At 66.0% G+C, this 26,208-nt stretch carries 17 protein-coding genes and 3 rRNA genes; 17 read left to right on the top strand and 3 right to left on the bottom strand.

The annotated features are described in order from the left end of the window. Positions 1–12: 12 nt before the first annotated feature. The 11 genes from Q9K23_RS03840 to Q9K23_RS03790 all read left to right on the top strand — a co-directional run bounded on the left by Q9K23_RS03840 (position 13) and on the right by Q9K23_RS03790 (position 11,222). Positions 13–399, top strand: a complete 387-nt coding sequence (locus Q9K23_RS03840) for a metalloregulator ArsR/SmtB family transcription factor (RefSeq protein WP_082366026.1) — start codon at positions 13–15, stop codon at positions 397–399. A 154-nt stretch (positions 400–553) separates the two neighbouring features. Then, positions 554–1,273: an energy-coupling factor ABC transporter permease gene (locus Q9K23_RS03835; RefSeq protein WP_053778092.1), complete on the top strand. Its 720-nt coding sequence runs from the start codon at positions 554–556 to the stop codon at positions 1,271–1,273. A gap of 56 nt (positions 1,274–1,329) precedes the next feature. Then, positions 1,330–1,731: a PDGLE domain-containing protein gene (locus tag Q9K23_RS03830; protein ID WP_053778100.1), complete on the top strand. Its 402-nt coding sequence runs from the start codon at positions 1,330–1,332 to the stop codon at positions 1,729–1,731. Between the two features lie 4 nt (positions 1,732–1,735). Next, a complete protein-coding gene (gene cbiQ / locus Q9K23_RS03825) occupies positions 1,736–2,512 on the top strand; it encodes a cobalt ECF transporter T component CbiQ (RefSeq protein ID WP_053778101.1) in 777 nt (258 codons plus the stop codon). 26 nt (positions 2,513–2,538) lie between these two features. After that, on the top strand, positions 2,539–3,363 hold the full coding sequence (locus Q9K23_RS03820) for an ABC transporter ATP-binding protein (RefSeq protein ID WP_053778102.1): 825 nt from the start codon (positions 2,539–2,541) through the stop codon (positions 3,361–3,363). Between the two features lie 182 nt (positions 3,364–3,545). Further along, a complete protein-coding gene (gene mdo, locus Q9K23_RS03815) occupies positions 3,546–4,838 on the top strand; it encodes an NDMA-dependent methanol dehydrogenase (RefSeq protein ID WP_053778093.1) in 1,293 nt (430 codons plus the stop codon). 207 nt (positions 4,839–5,045) lie between these two features. After that, on the top strand, positions 5,046–6,293 hold the full coding sequence (locus tag Q9K23_RS03810; protein ID WP_020792399.1) for a MoxR family ATPase: 1,248 nt from the start codon (positions 5,046–5,048) through the stop codon (positions 6,291–6,293). 13 nt (positions 6,294–6,306) lie between these two features. After that, positions 6,307–7,833 (top strand): VWA domain-containing protein, encoded by a 1,527-nt coding sequence (locus Q9K23_RS03805; RefSeq protein WP_053778094.1) that lies wholly within the window; start codon positions 6,307–6,309, stop codon positions 7,831–7,833. A 64-nt stretch (positions 7,834–7,897) separates the two neighbouring features. Next, positions 7,898–9,100 carry an iron-containing alcohol dehydrogenase gene (locus Q9K23_RS03800; protein WP_020792573.1) on the top strand — a complete coding sequence of 401 codons (1,203 nt, stop codon included), beginning with the start codon at positions 7,898–7,900 and terminating at the stop codon, positions 9,098–9,100. Next, positions 9,097–10,551 carry a GAF domain-containing sensor histidine kinase gene (locus Q9K23_RS03795; protein WP_053778095.1) on the top strand — a complete coding sequence of 485 codons (1,455 nt, stop codon included), beginning with the start codon at positions 9,097–9,099 and terminating at the stop codon, positions 10,549–10,551. The genes Q9K23_RS03800 and Q9K23_RS03795 overlap by 4 nt, the downstream gene beginning before the upstream one ends. Beyond that, positions 10,548–11,222, top strand: coding sequence for a response regulator transcription factor (locus tag Q9K23_RS03790; RefSeq protein WP_020792574.1), 675 nt, complete (start codon positions 10,548–10,550; stop codon positions 11,220–11,222). The genes Q9K23_RS03795 and Q9K23_RS03790 overlap by 4 nt, the downstream gene beginning before the upstream one ends. A 216-nt stretch (positions 11,223–11,438) precedes the next feature. Here Q9K23_RS03790 and mftM read toward each other — a convergent pair whose 3' ends face one another. Then, positions 11,439–12,281 (bottom strand): mycofactocin oligosaccharide methyltransferase MftM, encoded by an 843-nt coding sequence (mftM, locus tag Q9K23_RS03785; RefSeq protein ID WP_053778096.1) that lies wholly within the window; start codon positions 12,279–12,281, stop codon positions 11,439–11,441. Between the two features lie 729 nt (positions 12,282–13,010). Between mftM and Q9K23_RS03780 the strand changes: the two genes are divergently transcribed. The 4 genes from Q9K23_RS03780 to Q9K23_RS03765 all read left to right on the top strand — a co-directional run bounded on the left by Q9K23_RS03780 (position 13,011) and on the right by Q9K23_RS03765 (position 20,325). Beyond that, positions 13,011–14,530, top strand: a 16S ribosomal RNA gene (locus Q9K23_RS03780). Positions 14,531–14,986: 456 nt separating this feature from the next. Beyond that, positions 14,987–18,117 (top strand): 23S ribosomal RNA (locus tag Q9K23_RS03775). 116 nt (positions 18,118–18,233) lie between these two features. After that, positions 18,234–18,350: ribosomal RNA gene (rrf, locus tag Q9K23_RS03770) — 5S ribosomal RNA — on the top strand. Together the 16S, 23S and 5S rRNA genes form the textbook arrangement of a ribosomal RNA operon. 571 nt (positions 18,351–18,921) lie before the next feature. Further along, positions 18,922–20,325 carry an alpha/beta fold hydrolase gene (locus Q9K23_RS03765; protein WP_020792524.1) on the top strand — a complete coding sequence of 468 codons (1,404 nt, stop codon included), beginning with the start codon at positions 18,922–18,924 and terminating at the stop codon, positions 20,323–20,325. A gap of 75 nt (positions 20,326–20,400) precedes the next feature. On the opposite strand, the gene Q9K23_RS03760 is transcribed toward Q9K23_RS03765, so the two are convergent. Together Q9K23_RS03760 and Q9K23_RS03755 are read right to left on the bottom strand one after the other, a co-directional pair. Then, a complete protein-coding gene (locus tag Q9K23_RS03760) occupies positions 20,401–21,297 on the bottom strand; it encodes a universal stress protein (protein ID WP_059039688.1) in 897 nt (298 codons plus the stop codon). A 110-nt stretch (positions 21,298–21,407) separates the two neighbouring features. Continuing rightward, a complete protein-coding gene (locus tag Q9K23_RS03755) occupies positions 21,408–23,249 on the bottom strand; it encodes an NAD(P)/FAD-dependent oxidoreductase (RefSeq protein ID WP_053776148.1) in 1,842 nt (613 codons plus the stop codon). Between the two features lie 214 nt (positions 23,250–23,463). On the opposite strand from Q9K23_RS03755, the gene Q9K23_RS03750 reads away from it, so the two are divergent. Continuing rightward, complete coding sequence (locus Q9K23_RS03750; RefSeq protein WP_059039692.1) at positions 23,464–24,726, top strand: helix-turn-helix domain-containing protein; 1,263 nt, start codon at positions 23,464–23,466, stop codon at positions 24,724–24,726. Positions 24,727–24,736: 10 nt separating this feature from the next. Beyond that, the gene (gene glsA, locus Q9K23_RS03745; protein WP_020791795.1) at positions 24,737–26,194 is read left to right on the top strand and encodes a glutaminase A; all 1,458 of its coding nucleotides are present in this window, start codon (positions 24,737–24,739) and stop codon (positions 26,192–26,194) included. The last annotated feature ends 14 nt before the right edge of the window (positions 26,195–26,208 follow it).

The raw sequence follows: 26,208 nt of genomic DNA, 5'->3' as shown, positions 1-26,208 counted from the left end.
GAGGCCGGCCGCATGCATGCCGATCACGCGCACCCCGAACACGCGCACGACGGTGACGCCGAGACAGCGCACTTGCACCCCGATCACGCGCACACCCATGAGGGCAACGTGGACGTCGCGGTGTGGGCGACGCGGTTCACGCTGCTCTCCGACCCGCACCGGCTCGAGATCCTGCTCGTGCTGCACCAGCAGCCGGGGATCTTCGTCGGCGACCTCGCCGCGGCCGTCGGCCGGACCGAGACCGCGGTGTCGCAGGCGCTGCGAGTCCTCCGGCAGCAGGGGTGGGTGTCGTCGACGCGGGTCGGCCGTTCGGTGGGCTACCGGCTCGAGGACGAGACGGTGCACCGGCTACTGCACTGGATCGGTGCCGGCCACATCCCTTCGGACGGCCCCGCATGAGGTGTGGTCAGGGGCCCACCTGACCGGACGGATAGTCTGATCACTTCAACATCTGAATATGTGGACAGACGTCGCGGCCGGTCCTAACGTTCCCGGTATCGCGTGACGCGGATCACCGCGCACGTCCCGACGCGAATCCGGAAGGACAGCCGTCATGTCCACCACCACCCCTCTCGCCATGCACATGAGCGACGGCATCATCAATGCGCCGACATCGGCACTGTTCGGGGTCGTCGCCATCGTCGGCCTGGCCTTCTGCACCTGGCGCGCCCGCACCGACCTCGACGAGAAGACGGTGCCGATGGCCGGCCTGGTCGCGGCCTTCATCTTCGCCGTCCAGATGATCAACTTCCCGGTGTTGCCCGGTGTCAGCGGCCACCTGCTGGGCGGCGCGCTCGCCGCGATCCTGGTGGGCCCCTACACCGGTGCCCTGTGTATCGCGATCGTGCTGGTGGTGCAGAGCCTGCTCTTCGCCGACGGCGGGGTCACCGCACTGGGCGCGAATATCACCAACATGGCGCTCATCTCGACCTTCGTCGGGTATGGGGTCGCCGTCCTCGGCCGCCGTCTGGTGTACTCCCGGACATCGTCACCCGGCGCCCTCGGCGGTATCGCCTTTGTCGCCGCGCTGTGCGGAACCGTCGCCGCGGCAACCGGATTCGTCATCGAGTATGCGATCGGCGGCGCCGCGAGCACCTCGCTCGGCGCGGTCGCGGCATACATGTGGGGCACCCACGTGCTGATCGGCGCAGGGGAGGGGCTGATCACCGCGGTGACGGTGATGGCGGTCGCCCGCGCACGGCCCGACCTCGTCCATCTCCTGCGCAACGCCCCCCGACCCGCCGCCGCACGCCGGACAGGAGTGCCCGCATGACCGCCGTCACCGACGCGTCCACCCCCGGCTCGCCCGAGCATCGTCCGCGCGTACGCATGCGTACCTTCCTCATCGCCTTCGGCGTGGTCGCGCTCCTCGTCGCCGGGATCGTCTCCTACCTGGCCAGTTCGTCGCCCGACGGCCTGGACTCGGCCACTTTGCGGGGCTGCCAGACGGTGGAGACCAACGGTACCGAGCACCTCGTGGGCAACTGCATCGCCCAGCACGCCACCGACCACGCGATGGCGTCGTCGCCGCTGGCCGACTACTCCGTACACGGCATCGGACTGTCCACCGGTCTCGCCGGGATCATCGGTGTCCTCGTGGTGCTGGCCATCGCCGGCCTCGCGTTCCGGCTGCTCGGCCGCCGCCACCCCGGCGGGGAGGCGCACAACGGCGCCGCCCGCGCCGATGCAGCGGTCGCGACCGGACCGGGTCCCGTCGGACGGGAGCGCTGAGACGATGGGGGCCGGACATGCGCATCCGCTCTATCGCAGCGGGGAGAGCCGTGTCCACCGCGCCCCCACCGAGGTGAAGATCGTCGCCCTGCTGGTGTTCGTCTTCGCCGTGGTCGCCACCCCCCGGGAGACCTTCTGGCCCTACCTCGGATTCGCGCTGATCCTGTTCGCGGTGTGGATCGTCGCGCGCATCCCGCCGACCTGGATCGCCACCCGCATGCTGATCGAGGTCCCGTTCGTGGTGCTCGCGGTGCTGCTGCCGTTCGCCGAGGGCGGTGAGCGGATCACGGTGGCCGGACTGTCGCTGTCGGTGCCGGGCCTCTATGCAGCGTGGGGCATCGTCATCAAGGGCACGCTCGGCGTCGCCGCGTCGCTCACCTTCGCCGCCACCACGCAGGCACGCGAACTGCCCCTGGCCCTCACCCGGCTCGGCGTACCCGCCACCATCACCCCCGTCTTCGTGATGATGCTGCGGTACCTCGACCTGCTGTCGGCGGAGATCCGCCGGATGCAGATCGCCCGCGCCGCACGCGGGGACTCACCACGGCTGCTGCACCAGGCCGGTGCCGTCGCCAAAGGCGTCGGCGCGCTGTTCCTGCGCTCCTACGAACGCGGCGAGCGGGTACATCTGGCCATGGCGTCGCGGGGATTCACCGGGACCATCCCGGACATGCCGGGCATCGCGAGCGCACCGCGTGCCACACCGAGACAGTGGCTGGTGGTGATCAGCCCCGCGCTGGTCGCCGTCGCCGTCGCCGCAACCGCTTGGGGGATCCGATGAGCAGCACCGACATGACCCGTACCGACATGACCCGTACCGACGTCCGCGCGGCGGACACGGCCCACCCCGTCGCACCGGCCGCCGTCGAGATCACCGACCTGCACTACGCCTACCCGGACGGGCACGTGGCCCTCGACGGCATCGACCTGAGCGTCGCACCGGGGGAGCGGATCGCCCTGCTCGGCCCCAACGGGGCGGGTAAGACCACACTGATGCTCCAGCTCAACGGCGTCCTGCTGCCCACCGCGGGCAGTGTGTCGATCCACGGGCGGCAGGTCGCCAAGGACAGTCTGCGGCAGGTGCGCCGCCAGGTGGGGCTGGTCTTCCAGGACCCCGACGACCAGCTGTTCATGCCGACCCTGATCGAGGACGTCGCCTTCGGGCCGGCCAACTTCGGCGTCACCGGTGACGAACTCGTCGCCCGGGTCGAGGCGGCCCTGGCCACCGTGTCGATGACCGAACACGCTCGACGCAGTCCCCATCACCTGTCCGGCGGACAACGCCGGCGTGGCGCACTGGCGAGTGTATTGGCGTGTCGCCCAGACATTCTGGTCCTCGACGAGCCGTCGGCCAATCTGGATCCGGTGGCGCGCCGTGAACTCGCCGACACCCTGCTCGGGCTCGACACCACCATGCTCGTGGTGACCCACGACCTGCTCTACGCGGCACAGTTGTGCGACCGCGCGGTGATCGTCGACGCCGGCCGCATCGTCGCCGACGACGCGATCGACGACATCCTCGCCGACGCGGAACTCCTTGCCGCACACCGGCTCGAACTGCCCTGGGGCTTCGACGCCGACACCGTGCGCCGCGCTCGCACCGCCCGACGACCGTCCTCTGCGGCCCGATGAGAGGTCAGGTGGGTACCTGACCATCCGGACAGGTACCCACCTGACCTTCGCCGGTGAACCCGGGGAGTTTGGGACGGTTTGGGCGTCAACCACTTTCGGCCCCCGTTGTGACGCACGTAACGTCACAAGTGCTCGAGCCGACGGCACGCGGTGTGCGACGGCGTACAAGGAGGTCAGGTCAGATGCAGGTAGATGAACTACTGAAACCGTTCCCCATCAAGGAATTCCATCCTTTCCCGCGGGCCATGATGGGCCCGGGCGCACACGAGATGATCGGCCCGGAGGCCCTCAAGCTCGGCTTCAAGAAGACCCTCATCATGACCACCGGTCTGCGGGGCAGCGACACCGTGCACAAGATCGCCGAGTCCTGCAAGTACCACGGACTCGACGTGGTGGTCTACGACAAGGTCGAGTCCAACCCCAAGGACTACAACGTCATGGATGCCGTGGCGCTGTACAACTCGGAGAAGTGTGACTCGTTCATCTCCATCGGTGGCGGCTCGGCGCACGACGCGTGCAAGGGTGCCCGCATCTCGGTGGCCCACGACGGCCGCAACGTCAACGAGTTCGAGGGCTTCAACAAGAGCGAGAACCCGAAGAACCCGCCGCATATCGCGGTCTCGACCACGGCCGGTACCGGCTCGGAGACCTCGTGGGCCTACGTCATCACCGACACCACCACCGACCCCGACAAGCCGCACAAGTACGTGGCCTTCGACGACGCGGCGGTCACCACCCTCGCGATCGACGACCCGGTGCTCTACTACGATTGCCCGGTCGCCTTCACCGCGCAGTGTGGCTTCGACGTGCTGGCGCACGCCTCCGAGCCCTATGTCTCGCGGCTGAACTTCCCGCCGTCGATGGGCAACGCGCTGCACGCGGTGCGGATGACCGCGCAGTACCTGCGTGAGGCCACCTGGAACCCCACCGAACTGGCCGGCCGCGAGGGCATGATGTACGCGCAGTACATCGCCGCTCAGGCGTTCAACTCCGGTGGTCTGGGCATCATCCACTCGATCAGCCACGCGGTGTCGGCGTTCTTCGACACCCACCACGGCCTGAACAACGCCATCGCACTGCCGCGTGTGTGGGCGTTCAACATGCCGGTCCACTACCAGCGGTTCGCCGACATGGCCGAGGCCATGGGCGTCGACACCCACGGGATGACCAAGGTGCAGGCCGCCGATGCCGCCCTCGAGGCCGCCATCCGGCTGCTGCGTGACGTGGGCATCGTCGAGCGGTTCGCAGACGTCAAGCAGGACTCGTACCCCAAGAACCGTCTCGGCGAGGGCCCGACCAAGTTCTACGAGAACCGCAAGGAGATCACCACCGACGCGGCGACCATCGACGCGCTGACCAACCACGTCCTCGGCGACGCGTGCACCCCGGGTAACCCCAAGGAGTGCACCTTCGAGACCGTGCGCCCGGTCGTCGAGCACTGCGTCAACGGATCGCTGGACGAACTGCTCCCGTAGTCGTCGCGTCGCCGTCACAGGCGGCACCGAGACCGGATGTGGGGATCGTGCGAACCCGCCCCCACGATCTGCCCGATCCCCACATCCTCTTCACCACGAGGTGGCCGCCGACGCCCCCACACGGCGGCCACCTCGTGTTCCACCCGTCTCCCTCGTCCCCGTCCTCCGAACCCCCACTGCACCGCCCTCGAACACAGGAGAACAACGATGTCCGCGTCCACCCATCACCTCGCCGCCGCCGACGGGTCCGATACCGTCGAATTCGCCGACGTCGATGACGTCGTCGAACGGTTCGCCGACGCCGGATACCTCGCGGACTCACGCCTGGCGACCACCGTGTTCCTGCAGTCCCGGCTGGGTAAGCCGATCCTGCTCGAGGGGCCGGCGGGCGTCGGCAAGACCCAGCTCGCCAAGACCCTGGCCGAGGTGACCGGCCGCGAGCTGCTGCGTCTGCAGTGCTACGAGGGTCAGGACGAGACCACTGCCCTCTACGAGTGGGACTACGGCAAGCAGTTGCTCTACACGCAGGTGCTGCGCGAGAAGATCGGCCAGGTCGTCGCCGACGCCGACACCCTCGCCGAGGCCGTCGACCGGATCGGCGCCGAGGAGAGCGTGTTCTTCTCCGAACGATTCCTGTCCCCGCGACCGCTGTTGGAGGCGGTCCGCTCGGAGCGGCCGGTGGTGCTGCTGATCGACGAGGTCGACCGCGCCGACGAGGCCCTCGAGGCGGTGCTGCTCGAGCTGCTCGCCGAATACCAGGTGTCGGTGCCCGAGATCGGTACCTTCGTCGCCAACCACCCGCCGATGATCGTGTTGACCTCCAACAACACCCGCGACCTGTCGGCGGCGCTGAAGCGGCGCTGTCTGCACCTGTCGCTCGACTACCCCGAGGCCGACCGCGAGCTCGACATCATCCGCTCCAAGAACACCGGGCTGTCGGAGACGCTGTCGGCCAAGCTGGTCGAGATCGTCCGCGGTCTGCGTGACCTCGACCTGCGCAAGGCGCCCAGCATCTCCGAGGCCATCGACTGGGCGCGCACCCTCGCGGTGCTCGGCGCCGACGAACTCTCCGCCGAGATCCTCTCCCAGACGGCCAATGTCGTCGTCAAATACGACCGCGACCTCACCCGCGCGCTCGAGGCGATCCCCAAGCTGGTCGACCCGAACGCCGAGGTGCCCGACCACCTGCACTCCCACGATCACGGACACGGCCACTCGCACGGGCATTCCCACGGGAGCGCCCACGACCACGACCATGATCACGATCACGACCACAGCGGTCAGACCAAGCGCGCCGAGAAGGACAAGCCCGGCCGGCACGCCGACGACTACTACGGCTCGCCCGGCGCCAAGAGCGACGCCGGTCTGCGCGATGTGAGCGCGGCTCAGGGCAGCCGGTCGTTCAAGGCCGCACCCGAGAAGCCGTCCGGCCGCAGCCGCAAGCGCCCGTTCTGAGAGGGGCGAGACCATGGAAGGAGCGGTGCACCGGTTCGTCCGGCTGCTGCGTCTGCACGGGGTCCGGATCGGGGTCTCCGAGGCGATGGACGCGATGTCGGCGGTCGCGACCGCCGAGATCCTCGGCGACCGCGAGTTGCTGCGGTCGGCGCTGGAGGCGTGCCTGATCAAGGACCGCCGCGACGAGGCGACCTTTCACGAGGTCTTCGACAAGTTCTTCTCGCTGCGCCCGGTGATCGCCGCCGACGACGGGCACGGTCACTCGCACACCCACGACGACCTCGCCGACTCCGGCGATCTGCAGGAGTACACGCTGTCCGACGAGGTCAGCAACACCCCGCAGCAAGGCCACAGCCACGGCCCGCCGTCGAACATCCGTGACTTCTTCGACCCGGAGGATCTCGCCGAGCAGTACAACCTGCACCAGGAGGCCAACAAGCTCGACATGGCGTCGCTGACCGACGAGATCGTGTTGTCGGCGGACACGGTGCCCAACTCCGAGCAGGCCGCGCGGGTGCAGCTGACCGTCTCGCGGCTGCACAATCCGGGTCGCCCGGGCGAACTGGTCACCGGCAATCCCACCCAGCTCGACGCCGAGTTGTCGGTGGCGCAGGAGATGGCGCTGCTGAACTGGCTCGACGACGCCGACGACATGTTCGGTGCACAGCCCGACCGGGAGGAGATCGCCAAGCTGCGCAATGCGCTGGCCGGGTTGCTCGACGGGCTGCCGGAGAAGCTGCGCGATCACCTCGAACAGCTCATGGCCACCGACCACGAGATCGAGGAACGTGAGATCAAGGCATCGGTGCGTGATGCGATCCACGAGCACGAGCGCGCCAGTCTCGAGGAGTCGATCCGCCGGCTGATCCGCAGCCTGCACGGGGCGCCGCGGGCCCGCCGCAAGGTGGCCGCCCGGGGCACCGTCGACGCCGCGCGCACCATGCGCGCGAATCTGCGCTTCGACGGCGTGCCGTTCCGCCCGGTCACGGTGGCCAAGGTGGAGGACCGTCCGTCCCTGCTGATCCTGGCCGACGTCTCGTTGTCGGTGCGCAGTGCCGCCCGGTTCACCTTGCAGCTGGTCCACGGGCTGCAGAGCATGGTGGCCCATGTCCGGTCGTTCGCGTTCGTGTCCGATCTGGTCGAGATCACCGACCTGTTCGCCGAGCATCCGCCGGAGGAAGCCCTCTCGCTGGTGGTGTCGGGGTTGCCGGCCGGCGGCGTGCTCGACACCGACGCCGACTCCGACTACGGCAAGGCATTGGGTGACTTCCTGGAGGAGTACGGCGGCGCCATCACCCGGCGCACCACGGTGATCGTGCTCGGCGACGGCCGCAACAACGGTCGCGAGGCCAATCTCGATGCCTTCGAGGAGATCACCCGCCGCGCGCGGGAGACCATCTGGATCACCCCGGAGCCGACGTACTCCTGGGGTCTGGGCTCGTGCGATCTGCCCGCATACGCCACGTTCTGCGACCGGGTGCACGTCGTCCACGACCTCGCGGCACTCGAGCAGGTCTCGGTCAGCGCGTACGGCGCGTGAGCGGCGTCACCACGCGTAGGATCAGCGCCACACACTTCGGCGACCACGAGGCGGGTGAGCACTGATGCGGGCCGAGACCGGCAGGGTGACCAGTTCCGGGGAGGTCGACGCCCGGCCCACCGTGCGGGTGGCCAAGTTCCACACCCCGGAGATCATCATCGGGCCCGGTTCGTTGGACGAGATCCCGCGTGCCGCAGCTGGATTGGGGATGCGGAGGCTGATGATCGTCGCCGATCGCGAACTCGTCGCCACGCCCTGGTATCCGCAACTGGCGCAACGTCTGCGGGCCGCGGACCTGCGGGTGTCGTCCTACACCGGGGTCTCGCCCAATCCGCGGGCCCCGGAGATCGCCGCCGGCTTCGAGCACTACGAGCAGACCCGGGCCGAGGGGATCGTCGCCCTCGGCGGCGGGTCGGTGATCGACGCCGCCAAGGGCATCGCGATCCTCGCCGCCAACGGCGGACACATCCTGTCCTACGAGGGCATCGACCGTGCTCGGCGTCCGCTGCCGCCGATGGTCGCCGCCCCGACCACCGCGGGCAGCGGCTCGGACGTCTCGCAGTTCTGCATCGTCAACGACGTCGACCGGATGACCAAGGTGACCATCATCGGTCGCGGGCTGGTGCCGGATGTGTCGGTGATCGACCCGCTGGCGCTGGCCACCCTGCCCCACGACGTGGCCGCACAGTCGGGGATGGACGCCATCACCCACTGCATCGAGGCCTATGCATCGGTGGCGCACACCCGCCTGACCGACCGGGCCGCGCGCAGCGCGATCGGGACCGCCTGGCACTCGATCGAACGGTTCGTCGACGACCCGGCCGATGCCGACGCCGGGATGGAGATGGCGTATGCCGCACTGGAGGCCGGGATGGCGTTCACCAACGCGATCCTCGGCGCCACCCATGCGATGAGCCATCCCGTGGGCGGGCTGTGCGACGCCCCGCACGGCGCGATCAACTCCGTCCTGCTGCCGCATGTGATCCGGTTCAACGCCGAGGTCGATCCCACCCCGTACGTCGACCTCGCCGATGCGATCGGACTCGGCACGTCGTCGTCGGCGCATGTCACCGCCGAACGATTCGCCGATCAGGTCGCCGGGCTGTCCGCGCGCGTCGGAATGCCTTCTCGGCTCCGGGATTTCGGGGTCCGCGACGCCGACATCCCGGCGCTCACCGTCAATGCCCTCGCCGATGCGTGTATGCGGACCAATCCGCGACAGCCCACCACCGCCGACGTCGCGCGGATGTATCGCGAGGCGCTGTGAGCGCCGCGACCGGAGCCGACCGCCTCCCGCCCGGCGGGACGTCACCGGAGACCGAACTCGACTCCCTGATCGGATTGCACTCGGTCAAGGGCTCGCACTACGCCCAGTTCCGCGGGGTGGAGGAACGGCTCAGCCGGGTCGTCGGGGCGCTCGACCGGATCTCGCGGGCGCTGGTGCAGACCGCCGAGGGGCCCGAGACGCTGGTGTTGTCGGTGGTGCGCGCCGTCGCCGATCACCTCGACGCCGACTGGGTGGTGTTCGCGCTGTGCGACGGTGCGCTCGACCGCACCGGCCCGAGACATCTGATGCTCGCCGGCGACGGCACCATCTACGCCTTCGAGGGGGTGTCCCGCGCGCGCACGCCGTCGCATATGCCCGACGAGGTGCTCAACCGTCTCAACGACGTGCTGCGCAACCAGCTCGGTGAGCTCGTCCGGCCGATCGTCGAGGACCATCATCTGCATGTCCCGCTGCATCTCGACGGCCGTGTGGTGGGCGGGCTGTCGGCGTGGACGCCACACCACCATGTGGTCGACTCCGCCGATCTGGTGGTGATGCGGATCCTGGCCCGCCAGGCGATGGTGGCGCTGCTCAACGCGGCCCTGCTCGAGGAGAGCCGCCATCAGCTGACCCGCGCCGAGGACGCCTACGCCAAGGCCCGCGAGCAGGCCACCGACCTGGCCGTGCAGAACGCCGAACTCCAACGCACACAACGAGAGTTGTCGGCGGTGATGCGCCAGCGCCTGGTCACCGAGGAGCGTGAGCGGATCGCCCGCGAACTGCACGACTCGGTGACCCAGTCGGTGTTGTCGGCGGGGGTGCAGATCGAGGTGTGCCGGATCGAATCCGATCCCGAGACCGCCGCCCGGCTCGAGGTGGCGGGCCAGCTGACCCGTGATGCCGTCGAGCAGTTGCGCTCGGTGATCTATGCGCTCAACCAGTCGCCGTCGGTGGAGGGGCTGAGCCTCGGGGAGATCCTCGACGAGCTCTGTTCGATGCACATGCCCGCCGACCTGCGGACCGACGTGCGGATCGTCGGACGCCCCCGGGATCTGCCCGACGACCTGCAGCACGCGATCCTACGGATCGCCGGTGAGGCCCTGTTCAACACCGCGGTCCACGCCGAGGCCACCCGTGCCCGGGTGGTGTTGAGCTATGGCGACGACGACGTGGCACTGACCGTCGACGACGACGGCTCCGGCGACCCCGGGCACATGCGGCGGGTGATGCGTGCGGCCATGCTCGGTGATCTCGCCGGCCGGCACCGCGGCCTGGCCAATATGGCCGGCCGGGCCATCGACCTGGGCGGTGACCTGCGGATTCGTCGGTCGCGGCTCGGCGGTGTGCGGATCGCGGTGGACATCCCCGACCCGGCCGCGACGCGAACACTTCAGAAGGGGGCCCGGTCGACCCGGCCCCGGCGGACCGAACAGCAGGAGGTCACCCGATGAACGACGCGGCGACGAACGATCAAGGGGTCGCGACACGGCCGGTGCGCACGGTGCTGGTCGACGACCACGCGCTGCTGCGGGCGGGTATCCGATCGCTGCTCGAACGGGAGGACTCGATCGCCGTGGTCGGGGAGGCCGACACCTTCGACGAGGCACTGGCCCAGATCGCGCGGTGCGAACCCGACGTGGTGGTGGTCGATCTCAAGCTCACGGCCGGAACCGAGTACGAGGGCCTGCGGCTGATCACCGAGATCGCGGCCCGCCATCCCGAGGTGGCGTCGTTGGTGCTGACCACCTTCCTCGACGACGACCTGGTGGTGCGGGCGGTCAAGGCCGGTGCGCGCGGCTATGTGGTCAAGGACGTCGACACCACCGAACTGGTCCGTGCGATCCAGGCCGTGTCCGGCGGAGGCAGTGCCTTCGATCCGCGCAGCGCGGCGATCGTGTTGCGCACGGTGTCGGGGGAGGGGGCCGGCCCGGAGATCCTGACCGAACGCGAACGCGAGGTCCTGCGACTGCTCGCCGACGGGATGAGCAACAAGCGGATCGGTCAGACGTTGTTCATCTCGGAGTCGACGGTGAAGTTCCACATCCGCAACATCATTCGCAAGCTCGGGGTCACCAAGCGCACCGACGCGGTCTACATCGCGAGCAAACGCGGACTGATCTGAGATCGGGTGATCCGGGGGCTGCCCCCGGGCGGCGGGATCGGGTGGTCGGAGCACGCCGGGCGGTCCGGGTACTCGGGATCCGGTTGCAGCGTCGTTCGCCGCAGAGTCGTTCGGCCGCAGCGTCGTTCGGTGGACGAGTCGCCGGTGTGCCGGGGGATTCGGGTCCCGGGTGCAGCCGGTACGGGTGTTGCAGGCGGGATGGGTTGCCGGCGGGATTCAGTCCCGGGGAGTCAGGACCAGCCAGCCACCGTGGTCGGTGTGGAACTGCGCACCGGCGTGCGGGACCGCGTCGGCCCAGCGACGCAGGTCGTCCTCCGACAGCGTGGTCAGGTGCCCGAAGTGCTCGCTGGGATGTTCCTCGTAGGGGATGGCGATCACCACACGCCGGCGCGCCACGCGCAGCGCCTGGCCGATCGCGTCGCGGACCTGCGGTTCGGTGAGGTGTTCGAGCAGGTGGATGAGGGTCACGGTGTCGACCGCGTCGTCGGCGAACGGCAGGTCGGTGGCGTCGCCGACCACGGCATGCACCGGGGTGCCCCGGCGCCGGGCGGCCGCGTCGAGCAGACCGACCGCTCCGGGGGAGATGTCGCAGGCCGCCACCTGGTGACCGTCCTGCGCACACTGCAATGCGAAGAACCCGAAGCAGCTGCCGACCTCGAGCACGCTGCGTCCGGAGATCAGAGAGCGCGCCCGACGATGCACCGGGGAGAACGCGGCGATGCCCGACCGTAGGGCCGCCACGGAGTTGTCGTAGAAGGCCGACCATGCGACGTCGGGGTCGGCCGAACAGGATCGGATGATGCCGACCGCGGTCTCCTCGAATTCCCACTGGCCGCCGATGGCACCCGCGTCCACGAGTGCCACCAGGCCGCTGACCAGCGAGTCGTCCGAGAGATCGTCGAGAGTCAGGGAGTGGACCACCTCGACCCGGCCGAGGACGTCGGTCTGCCAGGCCACCCGGCCGGCACGGTGAAATCCCCGGGGGGCGATGGACGAGCGGCGAACCGCGATCCGCCGATCCGTCGGGACGCCGGCGCTGGTGGTGAGGGTGGCGGTCATACCGTGACGCTATGACCTGCATGTTCGGTGCGGAACTGACCGTCGGGGTGTGATGACTGACCGAAAGGATGGGATCGCCGCCCAGGGGTCCGCGATGACCGATATGTCGCAGATCACGTTGTGGCTGTCGGTCCCGATATCGGCGGCGGGCGCCGCGGGCAGTCGTCCGACCTGCACGGATACCCGAGGCGAGGGCTCGTGACCTGGCGATTTGATCTTCACGTCACTCGTGCGTAACTTATTCCAAGTCAGCGAGCCACGGCGCCGCCCCGGACAGACTCGAAAGAGTCTGTGGGGGAAGGGAAACCGAGTAGCAGCTGACCACCCCAGCAAGTTTGTTCGCCCGCATTTCGGTGTGGGGGTTCGCTGGTGGGGGGCTGGACAGGGTCTGGCGGGTCGGAAACCTTCGGGTTGACACCGCCGAGCGGGTCCAGTACGCTGGAGGAGTTGCCCGGGATCGGGTAGCGAATCCAAAAAGTTGAGTACAGCTCACCGGAGTTCGCCCTTGTGATGGGGTGGTGTTGGTGGGTGTGTGTTCTTTGAGAACTCGATAGTGTGTTGGTGGATTGTTTGATGCCAAATTTTTTTGGTGTCAGGGAGTTCATTAGTTTATGAAGTTTTTTGATGCCAGTTTGTTTTTTTGAGAATCATTTTTGGTCAGGTTTTGCTTTCCTGGTTGAAGGATTGTGTTGAAACGCCGGCTTTTGGCTGGTTTTGTTTCGCTATTTTTTCATGGAGAGTTTGATCCTGGCTCAGGACGAACGCTGGCGGCGTGCTTAACACATGCAAGTCGAACGGAAAGGCCCAGCTTGCTGGGTACTCGAGTGGCGAACGGGTGAGTAACACGTGGGTGATCTGCCCCTGACTTCGGGATAAGCCTGGGAAACTGGGTCTAATACCGGATATGACCTTACATCGCATGGTGTTTGGTGGAAAGCTTTTGCGGTTGGGGATGGGCCCGCGGCCTATCAGCTTGTTGGTGGGGTAATGGCCTACCAAGGCGACGACGGGTAGCCGACCTGAGAGGGTGATCGGCCACACTGGGACTGAGACACGGCCCAGACTCCTACGGGAGGCAGCAGTGGGGAATATTGCACAATGGGCGCAAGCCTGATGCAGCGACGCCGCGTGAGGGATGACGGCCTTCGGGTTGTAAACCTCTTTCGCCAGGGACGAAGCGCAAGTGACGGTACCTGGAGAAGAAGCACCGGCCAACTACGTGCCAGCAGCCGCGGTAATACGTAGGGTGCAAGCGTTGTCCGGAATTACTGGGCGTAAAGAGCTCGTAGGCGGTTTGTCGCGTCGTCTGTGAAATTCTGCAACTCAATTGCAGGCGTGCAGGCGATACGGGCAGACTTGAGTACTACAGGGGAGACTGGAATTCCTGGTGTAGCGGTGAAATGCGCAGATATCAGGAGGAACACCGGTGGCGAAGGCGGGTCTCTGGGTAGTAACTGACGCTGAGGAGCGAAAGCGTGGGTAGCGAACAGGATTAGATACCCTGGTAGTCCACGCCGTAAACGGTGGGTACTAGGTGTGGGGCTCATTTCACGAGTTCCGTGCCGTAGCTAACGCATTAAGTACCCCGCCTGGGGAGTACGGCCGCAAGGCTAAAACTCAAAGGAATTGACGGGGGCCCGCACAAGCGGCGGAGCATGTGGATTAATTCGATGCAACGCGAAGAACCTTACCTGGGTTTGACATACACCAGACGACGGTAGAGATATCGTTTCCCTTGTGGTTGGTGTACAGGTGGTGCATGGCTGTCGTCAGCTCGTGTCGTGAGATGTTGGGTTAAGTCCCGCAACGAGCGCAACCCTTGTCCTGTATTGCCAGCGGGTTATGCCGGGGACTTGCAGGAGACTGCCGGGGTCAACTCGGAGGAAGGTGGGGATGACGTCAAGTCATCATGCCCCTTATGTCCAGGGCTTCACACATGCTACAATGGCTGGTACAGAGGGCTGCGATACCGTGAGGTGGAGCGAATCCCTTAAAGCCAGTCTCAGTTCGGATTGGGGTCTGCAACTCGACCCCATGAAGTCGGAGTCGCTAGTAATCGCAGATCAGCAACGCTGCGGTGAATACGTTCCCGGGCCTTGTACACACCGCCCGTCACGTCATGAAAGTCGGTAACACCCGAAGCCGGTGGCCTAACCCTTGGGAGGGAGCCGTCGAAGGTGGGATCGGCGATTGGGACGAAGTCGTAACAAGGTAGCCGTACCGGAAGGTGCGGCTGGATCACCTCCTTTCTAAGGAGCATGCAACATTCCCATGCCGGCGGCGTCTGTCCGTTGGGTGGGTGTGTGTTCATAGGGTGAAACATCAAACACGCCAGCATGGTTGTCGGTCTCATCAGAGAGGTCGGTGGCCGGGTGACTGCGATGGGTGACTGTCGTGGTGCTGTCAACACACTGTCGGGGTTCTGAGGGAACACACCGTTTCTTCTGCCCATGATGCGGAATGTTCCGGTGATGGCTCCTGTGATGGGGGTTGGAGGAGGGTTCGGTTGTGGGTGTGTGTTGTTTGAGAAGTGCATAGTGGATGCGAGCATCTTTATTTATTGCAATGCATGACAAACTGTTTTTGGTTTGTGTGTTTTGTTCGAGTTTGTTCTCAAGAACGTGTCTACACTGGTAGGGGATGTTTGTCCTGTGTGTGCTCTTTTGGGGTGCACGGGGGCGGAGCCCCTGTGGGTGTAGGTGTTGTTGTAAGTGTTTTAGGGCGTTCGGTGGATGCCTTGGCACCAGGAGCCGATGAAGGACGTGGTAGGCCGCGATAGTCCTCGGGGAGTTGTCAAACGAGCTGTGATCCGAGGGTGTCCGAATGGGGAAACCCAGCACGAGTGATGTCGTGTTACCACCAGCTGAATGTATAGGCTGTGTGGGGGGAACGTGGGGAAGTGAAACATCTCAGTACCCATAGGAAGAGAAAACAATTGTGATTCCGTGAGTAGTGGCGAGCGAAAGCGGATGAGGCTAAACCATGCGCATGTGATACCGGGTAGGGGTTGTGTGTGTGGGGTTGTGGGGAGTGTCTTTCCTGATCTACCTGTCAGGACGTGAGTCAGAAAATCGCATGTTAGGTGAAGTGGCCTGGAATGGTCTGCCGTAGACGGTGAGAGTCCGGTAACTGAAAGCGTGTGGTCTTGCGTGATGTTTTCCCAAGTAGCAGCGGGCTCGTGGAATCTGCTGTGAATCTGCCGGGACCACCCGGTAAGCCTGAATACTTCCTGGTGACCGATAGCGGACTAGTACCGTGAGGGAAAGGTGAAAAGTACCCCGGGAGGGGAGTGAAATAGTACCTGAAACCGGACGCTTACAATCCGTCAAAGCCTGTGCACCTTCGGGTGGTGGGTGATGGCGTGCCTTTTGAAGAATGAGCCTGCGAGTTAGTGCTCGGTGGCGAGGTTAACCCGTGTGGGGTAGCCGTAGCGAAAGCGAGTCTGAATAGGGCGTTGAGTCGCTGGGTCTAGACCCGAAGCGAAGTGATCTACCCATGGCCAGGGTGAAGCAGCAGTAAGATGTTGTGGAGGCCCGAACCCACTTCAGTTGAAAATGGAGGGGATGAGTTGTGGGTAGGGGTGAAAGGCCAATCAAACTTCGTGATAGCTGGTTCTCCCCGAAATGCATTTAGGTGCAGCGTTGCATGTTTCTTACTGGAGGTAGAGCTACTGGATGGCCGATGGGCCCTACTAGGTTACTGACGTCAGCCAAACTCCGAATGCCGGTAAGTGAGAGTGTGGCAGTGAGACTGCGGGCGATAAGGTTCGTAGTCGAGAGGGAAACAGCCCAGATCGCCGGCTAAGGCCCCTAAGCGTGTACTAAGTGGAAAAGGATGTGGGGTCGCGAAGACAACCAGGAGGTTGGCTTAGAAGCAGCCACCCTTGAAAGAGTGCGTAATAGCTCACTGGTCAAGTGATCCTGCGCCGACAATGTAGCGGGGCTCAAGTACACCGCCGAAGCCGCGGCACTCCACCATGACATCCGCGATCCTCTACGGGGGGTTGTGTAGTGGGTGGGGTGGGTAGGGGAGCGTCCTGCATCCGTGGAAGCGCCGGAGTGATCTAGGTGTGGAGGGTGTGGGAGTGAGAATGCAGGCATGAGTAGCGAAAGCAGAGTGAGAAACTCTGCCGCCGGATGACCAAGGGTTCCTGGGCCAGGCTAATCCGCCCAGGGTGAGTCGGGACCTAAGGCGAGGCCGACAGGCGTAGTCGATGGACAACGGGTTGATATTCCCGTACCCGTGTATCCGCGCCCATGCTGAATCAGTTGTACTAACCATCCAAATCCCAATGGACTGCCTTCGGGTAGCCGGCGGGGGCTGCATGGGACCTTGGCTGGTAGTAGGCAAGCGATGGGGTGACGCAGGAAGGTAGTGGGGCCAGTGAGTGGTTGTACTGGTGTAAGCCTGTAGGGCGAGTGGTTGGTAAATCCGTCACTCATGATGCCTGAGAGGTGATGCGTAGCCGTTGTGGCGAATTCCATGATCCTATGCTGCCGAGAAAAGCCTCTAGTGAGTTGGTACACGGCCCGTACCCCAAACCAACACAGGTGGTCAGGTAGAGAATACTAAGGCGATCGAGAGAACTGTGGTTAAGGAACTCGGCAAAATGCCCCCGTAACTTCGGGAGAAGGGGGACCACGATTGGTGAACACTTTTTCGGTGGGAGCTGGTGGTGGTCGCAGAGACCAGAGAGAAGCGACTGTTTACTAAAAACACAGGTCCGTGCGAAGTCGTAAGACGATGTATACGGACTGACGCCTGCCCGGTGCTGGAAGGTTAAGAGGACCGGTTAGTGGGATTCGTCCCGCGAAGCTGAGAATTTAAGCCCCAGTAAACGGCGGTGGTAACTATAACCATCCTAAGGTAGCGAAATTCCTTGTCGGGTAAGTTCCGACCTGCACGAATGGCGTAACGACTTCTCTGCTGTCTCAACCACAGACTCGGCGAAATTGCATTACGAGTAAAGATGCTCGTTACGCGCGGCAGGACGAAAAGACCCCGGGACCTTCACTATAGCTTGGTATTGGTGTTCGGTTCGGTTTGTGTAGGATAGGTGGGAGACTGTGAAGTGGGCACGCCAGTGTTCATGGAGTCGTTGTTGAAATACCACTCTGATCGTATTGGACTTCTAACCTCGGACCCTGATCGGGTTCAGGGACAGTGCCTGGTGGGTAGTTTAACTGGGGCGGTTGCCTCCCAAAATGTAACGGAGGCGCCCAAAGGTTCCCTCAGCCTGGTTGGCAATCAGGTGTTGAGTGTAAGTGCACAAGGGAGCTTGACTGTGAGACGTACATGTCGAGCAGGGACGAAAGTCGGGACTAGTGATCCGGCACCAACGTGTGGAAGTGGTGTCGCTCAACGGATAAAAGGTACCCCGGGGATAACAGGCTGATCTTCCCCAAGAGTCCATATCGACGGGATGGTTTGGCACCTCGATGTCGGCTCGTCGCATCCTGGGGCTGGAGTAGGTCCCAAGGGTTGGGCTGTTCGCCCATTAAAGCGGCACGCGAGCTGGGTTTAGAACGTCGTGAGACAGTTCGGTCTCTATCCGCCGCGCGCGTTAGAAACTTGAGGAAACCTGTCCCTAGTACGAGAGGACCGGGACGGACGAACCTCTGGTGTGCCAGTTGTTCCGCCAGGAGCATTGCTGGTTGGCTACGTTCGGAAGGGATAACCGCTGAAAGCATCTAAGCGGGAAGCCTGTTCCAAGATGAGGTTTCTCTCCCTCTTGAAGGGTTAAGGCCCCCTACAGATCATGGGGTTGATAGGCCAGAACTGGAAGCCTGGTAACAGGTGTAGGTGACTGGTACTAATCGGCCGAGGACTTACAACAACACTCTTACATTTTTGTGAGTGGGTTTGATGGAGATGGTTTTGCGCATCCACTATGTACTTCTGAAACAATGCACGCATGATAGTGCGGACGCGTGAGCGTTTGTTTCATAGAGTTTCGGCGGCTATAGCGGTGGGGAAACGCCCGGTCCCATTCCGAACCCGGAAGCTAAGCCTGCCAGCGCCGATGGTACTGCACTTTAGTCAGTGTGGGAGAGTAGGACACCGCCGAACAATTTTTTGGGGATGCCCCGCAGCCTTTTGGTTGCGGGGTATTTCTCGTTGGGGGGTGTTTTGTGTTGGGGTTGGTGGTGGTCGAGCCGGCCGCGTCGTCGGGTCATCGGAGCGTGTCGTGGGGTGGGCAGCGTCGTCGAGGTGGTGGTGGTGGGGTCGGCTGGTGCCTGAACCTCGGGTGATCCCGGGATTGCCTGAAAGTAGGGGAAACCGTGTTTCCCCGAGGTTCGTGTCCTTCCCCGTGATGTAACCCGGGGAAGGTGGCGAAACTCGGGGAAGGATCCTTCCCCTGGTTTCGGGCGGCGGGCTTCCCCTGGTTTCAGCGGGACGGGGTGACGAACTTTCCCCTGGTTTCAGGGCACAGGCTTCTCGACATCCGAACCTTCCCCGGGTTTTCGCACGGGTACGGAACCGTCCCCGACTCTCCGTCGAATGCGGGGAGTGGCTGCGGGACGTCGACCTGCAAGTTCGTGACGAAATCCGAGGTGAATCCGGGCGAGATCGAAGCTCGTGTTCTACGCTCCCGGCAGGGAGGGGCCGATACCAACCGGGGGCCGGCCAGGGAGTTCGTATGCTCACACGTCGTCATTTCCTCACCGCGGCCACCGCCGGTCTGGGGCTGCTCGCCGCGGGATGCTCCACCGACAACTCGTCGGGGACATCGGCGCAACCATCGGTTCCCCCGGTCTCGACCGTGCCGCCGGCACCTGGTGCCGGTGAGCTGAAGGTGAGCAGTTTCCAGCTGTTCACCCAGGAGGACCTGAACTTCCAGTCGATGATCGCACTCGGGGCGTCGGGCATCTCGGCGGCCGTCGGTGAGGTCCTGACCGCGGTCAACCAGGCGAATGCGGCGCCGGGTGGGGCGTCGTATCAGTCGGTGTACGACGCGTGGATCGCCTCCGGGAACCTGCTGACCCAACAGGCCGACGAAGCGCTGAAGGCCGGACACAAGGTGACCGCGAGTGCGCGGTACATGCGTGCGGCGCAGTACTACAACCAGGCGCTGTTCTGGGTCCTGGGAACGTCGACGCCGGGAGCCGAGGCGCAGGTGTACGGCTCGATGAACGCGGCATGGACTGCGGCCAACAGCCTGGCCCGCCCCGCCCCGGAGTCGGTGTCGGTTCCCTACGAGGACCACCCGCTGCCCGGATGGTTCTTCTCCGGCGGCAGCGGTACCCGGCCGGTGGTGATCATGAACAACGGCAGCGACGGCCAGAACGTGGACATGCTCGCCGAGGGAGGTGATGCCGCCCTCGAGCGCGGCTACCACGTCTTCATCTTCGAGGGCCCCGGACAGGGGTCGATGCTCTTCGAACACAACATCGTGTTCCGGCCGGACTGGGAGAAGGTGATCACCCCGATCGTCGACTATCTCGGTGGGCGTGACGACGTCGACAAGGACAAGATCGTGCTGCACGGCATCAGCCTGGGCGGCTACTTCGTCGCCCGCGCCGCGGCCTACGAACATCGGCTGGCCGCCGTGATCGCCGACCCCGGGCTCGACAGTTCGTGGCGAGCCTTCCCCGAGAGCATCAAGAAGATCGCGGAAGCGGGACCGGCCGAGGTGGTCAACAAGATCTGGGCCGACGACGTCATCGCCGGGGCCAGCCCGCAGGAGTCGTTCGCCCTGCGCAAACGGTTGGAGATCTACACCGCCGAGGCACATGATGAGGCCGCGGCCGGACAGATACCGACCGACTGGTACGGCATCTCGCGACGGGTGCAGGAGTTCACCCTGAGCCCCGAGCAGATGGCCGCGATCACCTCACCGACCCTGGTCACCGACTACGTCGAGGACATCTTCTTCGGCGACGGCCCCACCGCGCTCTACGACGGGCTGACGGTCGAGAAGAAGAAGTTCATCCGCTTCGGCGAGACCAACGGTGCGCAGTACCACGACGCTCCGGTCGCCTCCCAGTACGTCGGGGAGGTCATCCTCGACTGGGTGGACGAGACCATCGGATACCAGGGCTGACCCGGCCGCGACCGGTCCACCCAGGCCGACCGGTCCACGCGGCGAGGTGAGCGGCAATCCGGGTGGACCCGGGTGTCAGCTCTCCTCGACGTCGGCGTCCTTGGGGACGACCACCATCGGAACGGCGAGTGCGCGGAGCATCTTGGACGCCGTCGAACCGAGGAACAGATGGAGCGGACGGGCCAGGCGGCTCGATCCGACGTAGACGATGTCGCCGGCGGCCCACTCCACCAGGCCGACACCGGCCTCGACGGACTCGGCCGCGATGATCTCGGTGGAGATCTCGTGTCCGGATTCCAGGCGGCCCCGGACGTCGTCGGCCAGTTCGCGCAGATGCTCGGCGGCCTCGGCGCGCGCGGGGTCGTCGGCCGCGGTGCGGGTGTCACCGGGAAGACGGCCGTCGGCGGTCACGAACGAGATCAGCCGGAGCGGGAAACCGGTATGGCGGCAGGTGGCGACGGCGGTCTCGAGGAGTGCACCGGTGCCGCCCCGGCGACCGATGGCGCAGGTGATGCGGCGGATCGGTTCGGCCGACTCCCGGGCCCCGAGCGGTGCGATCACCACCGGCGTCGACGACACGTGCAACAGATCGTTGACCACCGAACCCAGCGAGTGACGGCCGATGATCCCGCCGCCGGAACCGCCGACGACGATGACATCGCTGTGGGTCTGCTGGGCCTCGAGCACCAGCCCCTCCGCGGCGTTCTCGTGGAAGGCGAGATGTCCTTCGGCGACGACGTCGTCGGGCACGTCGGCGGTCGCCGACGCCAGCCAGTCGGCGGCCTGGTCGTCGAGCGATTCGGTCAGACTGCGGGCCTCGGGGGTCTTGGCACGGTCGGCGGGCGGCAGCACCATGCACACGGTGAGGTCGGCGTTGAGCGACCGGGCCATCGCGATCCCCAGCCCGAGCGCATCCTCACCACCGGGCGTGGGCAGGTACGCGGCCAGCAGGTTCCGGCGTGGGGTGGGCATCGTGGCGGCTCCGCTCGTCGACCAACATCGGTGTGCGCGTCGGACGCCGAACGCCTGGCACCGAGAGGTCCGGTGCCAGGCGTGGTCCGACCGAGTCCCACCGTATCGGGTCAGCGGAGGTGATGGACCTCTTGCAGGCCATACACCGGTGTGGGGATGCCTTCGAGGCGGGCCTTCAGCTGCAATGCCAGATACAGCGAGTAGTGCCGTGACTGGTGCAGATTGCCGCCGTGGAACCACAGACCCGGCTGCTGCGTCGGCTTCCACATGTTGCGCTGCTCGCCCTCCCACGGGCCGGGGTCCTTGGTGGTGTCCGAACCGAGCCCCCACACCTTGCCGACGCGGTCGGCGACCTCCTGGCCCATCAGGTCGGCGGCCCATCCGTTCATCGACCCGTAGCCGGTGGCATAGACGACCACGTCGGCCGGCAGTTCGGTGCCGTCGGCGAGCACCACACTGTTCTCGGTCAGATGGTCGACGTCGCCGTGAGCGAGCTTGATGGTGCCGTCGGCGACCAGCTCACACGCGCCGACGTCGATGTAGTAGCCCGAGCCGCGCCGCAGGTACTTCATGAACAGACCCGAGTCGTCGTCGCCGAAGTCGAGGTCGAACCCGGCGGCCTCGAGGCGGTCGTAGAAGTCCTTGTCCCGCTCGCGGATCTGGTCGTACAGCGGGATCTGGAACTCGTGCATGATCCGGTAGGGGAGCGAGGCGAAGGTGAGATCGGCCTTCTTGGTGGTCATCCCGTCGGCCACCGCCTGCTCGCTGTAGAGCGCGCCGAGCCCGATCTCCATCAGCGAGTCCGACTTGACGATGTGCGTCGACGACCGCTGCACCATGGTGGTGTCGATCCCGTTGTCGACCAACGCCTTGCAGATGTCGTGCGCGGAGTTGTTGGCACCGATCACCACGACCTTCTTGCCCACATAGCCGTCCGGGCCGGGGTGTCGGCTGGAGTGGTGCTGGTCGCCGGCGAAGACGTCCTGGCCGGGGAAGTCCGGGACGTTGGCCTTGCCGGACATGCCGGTCGCGAGCACCAGCTGCTGCGGGTAGAGGGTCAGCCGTTCGCCGTCGCGGTCGACCTCGACGGTCCAGGCGCCGGCCACCTCGTCGTAGTTCGCCGACAGACAGGTGGTCTTGCTCCAGTAGGGGACCTCCATCACCTTGGTGTAGAACTCCAGCCAGTCGCCGATCTTGTCCTTCGGCGCGAACACCGGCCAGTTCGGCGGGAACGGCAGGTACGGCAGGTGGTCGTACCAGACCGGATCGTGCAGGCACAGCGACTTGTAGCGCTTGCGCCACTGGTCGCCGGGACGTTCGTGCCGGTCGATCACGATCGCCGGCACGCCGAGCTGGCGCAGTCGCGCGCCGAGTGCGATCCCGCCCTGCCCGCCGCCGACGACGAGCACGAACGGCTGTCGGGTGCGGCCGAGGGAGGCGTCTTCGTCGGCCTTCTTCTCCGCCCACGAGCGGGTGTCGGGGTCGGAGCCGTGCACCGCACCGCGCGGCCGGTCGAATCCCTGGGACTCCTCGTGGCCCTTGAGCTCCTGCAGGCTGGTCAGCAGGGTCCACGCCTGGTCCTCACCGGTGTCGGCGTCGGCACGCAGCCGCAGGTGTCCGCAGCCGCGGCCGGTCGCAGTCTCGAACTCGATGAAGGCCGAGACCACGCCGCCGTCCTCGGTGGCCGGTTCGCTGGTGGCGAATCCCGACGGATCGGTGTCGGCGAGTCGGCTGCCGAGCATGTCGGCGATCTGCTCGCGGCCCTCGACGGTCTTGATGTTCCAGGTGAACGACACCAGGTCGCGCCAGAAGCTGTCGGTGGCGAACAGGCCGGTCGCCGCGGCCACATCGCGGGCGGCCAGTGCCGCCTCGAAGCGTGCCAGCCACCGCTGCGCACGGTCCTGGGGGGAGGCCGTCGAGGTGGCGACCTCGGGTTCGAGTGTCTGGGTCATGATGATCCTCTCGGGATGGGAGTCGCGGATGGGCGCTCGTGCTCGGACGTCGTGCTCGGTGTCATGCACCGAATGTGATGGACAGCACACTCCGCCTCCGGGGCTGCTCGCAAGGGTTGCAGCGGGTTGCCGATCGGGTCCGCGGGCGGCTGCAACCCCCTGCAACCCCGTGTGACGATTGCCGCGGGTGTGTGACGGGGAGCACAATCGCTGTGTGACGTCAGGTACTTCCACGCTCGAACCGGCCGTGTCCGCCGGCGACGATCCCCGACAGTTCGCCGCGGTGCTGAGCGCGGTGTACGACGCGGCGATGGCCGGTGACCGCCCGCCGGCCCGGCCGCGGCAGGTGATCGGGGAGTCGTGGGCACGTCTGCTGGGGGCCGGCATCGATCCGGACCGGGGCGCCGACCTGCATCTGCTGGAGGCCGCCGACCTGCAGTCACGCCGCCACGGATCGGGCCTCGACACCGTGCTCGACGGCCTCACCCGAGGCCTGGACTCGGTGGTCGCCGACGGCGACAACATCCTGGTGGTGGCCGACGCCGACGGCCATGTCCTCTGGCGCAGCGGTGCACCGCGGGTGCTGCAGCGTGCCGATCGGCTCGGCTTCGTCGAGGGTGCGTGCTGGGGCGAGTCGGCGGTGGGCACCAACGCGATCGGTACCGCCCTGGAATCCGGCCGCGCGGTGCAGGTCTTCTCCGCCGAGCACTTCGTGCGCACCCATCACACCTGGACCTGCGCAGGCGCCCCGATCCGCAACCCGCGCACCGGGGCGGTCCTCGGCGTCGTCGACGTCAGCGGTCCGGCCGCGACCATCCACCCGACCACCCTGGCACTGGTCGACACGGTGGCCCGCCTGGCCGAGTCGCAACTGCGGGACCATCACCGGCACGTCCTCGACCAGTTGCGCGCGGTGGCCGCCCCGATCATGGCGCGGTCGGGTGGGCCGACCATCGCCGTCGACGTCGACGGCTGGGTCGCCGCGGTCGACGAGATCGCGCCCCGCTCCCGGCTGACGCTGCCGCACGGGCTCGGTCCGGGCCGGTCGTGGGTGCACACACTCGGTGAATGCGACGTCGAACCCCTCCCGGGCGGATGGCTGCTCCGGATGGTGTCCGACCCCGGGGACGGCCCGGCGACGACGATCGACCTGCGCACCGGGTCCGACGGCACGATGACCGTGCTGGTCGGGGGTGCCGGTGGGCGCTGGACGCATCGGGCCTCCCCGCGCCACGCCGAGATCCTGTCGCATCTGGCGGCGCACCCCGCCGGGGTCAGTGCCGCACAACTGTCGCAGCACCTGTTCGGCACCGCCGCGCGCACGGTGACGGTGCGGGCCGAGATCTCGCGCCTCCGCAAACGTCTCGGTGGGCTGCTCGTGGCCAACCCGTACCGCTTCGCCGACGGCGTCCAGGTCTGTGACACGAGCGCACTGCCCGGCGGCGTTCACCCGGGCATGAGCGTCGAACTGCACTAGGTTCTTCCGTGTGATCTCACAAGTCGACGGCTATCTGACCCACATCATGGCCACCTGCGCGGGCGACACGTCCGGCGAGGTGGCCGGCTACATCCCCGAGCTCGCGGCCGTCGACCCCGACGGCTATGCGCTGGCGCTGTGCGTGCACGACGGACATGTCTATGCCCAGGGCGACACCGACACCGCGTTCACCATCCAGTCGATCTCCAAACCGCTGACCTATGCGCTGGTGCTGAGCCGGCTCGGGACGGCCGCCACCGACGCGAAGATCGGTGTGGAACCCTCCGGAGAGGCGTTCAACGAGGTCAGCGTCGACGAGCGGCGCCGTCCCCGCAACCCGATGATCAACGCCGGCGCCATCCTCACCGCGTCGATGCTGCTGCCGCCGGTCAAGAGCGTCGACCCCGGCACCGTCGACCGGGTTTTCGGCGACATCGTCGAGTTCTATTCCGCGTGCGCGGGCCGCCGCCTCGCACTCGACGAGTCGGTCTACCGGTCGGAGGCGACGACGGGTTCGCGCAACCGGGCGATCGCCTACATGCTCGACAGTTTCGGTGTGCTCGACACCTCGGTGGAGGCCGCCCTCGACCTCTACTACCGGCAGTGCTCGCTGACGGTGACCGCCGCCGACCTCGCGGCCATCGGTGCGACCATCGCCGACGGCGGCGTCAACCCGCGCACCGGCCGTCAGGTGATGAGCCACGAGGTCGCCCAGCGGCTGCTGTCGGTGATGACCACCTGCGGGATGTACGACGGCGCGGGGGACTGGGTCACCTCCGTGGGACTGCCGGCCAAGAGCGGTGTGGGCGGCGGGATCATGGCCGTGCTGCCCGGTCAGCTCGGCATCGGCGTGTACTCGCCGCGCCTCGACCAACACGGCAACAGCGTCCGCGGGGTGCAGACCTGCCGGGAACTGTCGACCAATCTGGGACTGCACATGTTCAACGTCGCCCGGGAGGCCCCGTCGACGCTGCGCGCGGTCTACGACCTCGCCGACATCGAGATCGGTGCCGGCTGGTCGGACCGCGAACGGATCTATCTGCGTTCCTGCCGTGACCGGGTGCGGGTGTACGAGCTGCAGGGCGACCTCACCTTCGGCGGTGCGGAGAGCGCACTGCGCCGGATCGAGGCCGACCTCGACCACATCGACGTGGCGATCGTGGACATCTCCCGGATCGGGGTGATCGACCCGGTGGCCCGCACCATGGTGCTCGGGACGAAGTTCGTGCTGTCGTCGCGGGGCAAACGCGGCATCCTGGTCGACCCCGACAACGTGGTGCGCAAGTCGGTGGAGCTCTACCGGTCGGACTCGGTGGCACCCAATCTCGGTGCACCCGAGCAGCTGCGCGGATTCGAGCCGACCCTGCCGCATGTGCACACCACGATGGACGTCGCACTGTTCGACGCCGAGGAATTCCTGCTCAAGCGGGCCCGCGACGAGACCGTCACCGACGCGCCGTCGGACTGACCCGCCCACGGCGC

Origin of the sequence: Gordonia sp. NB41Y (assembly GCF_030718915.1) — a bacterium.
Taxonomy (GTDB): domain Bacteria; phylum Actinomycetota; class Actinomycetes; order Mycobacteriales; family Mycobacteriaceae; genus Gordonia; species Gordonia desulfuricans.
Note: the sequence above shows the minus strand (reverse complement) of the source record. Positions and strands in the feature narration are given on the sequence as shown.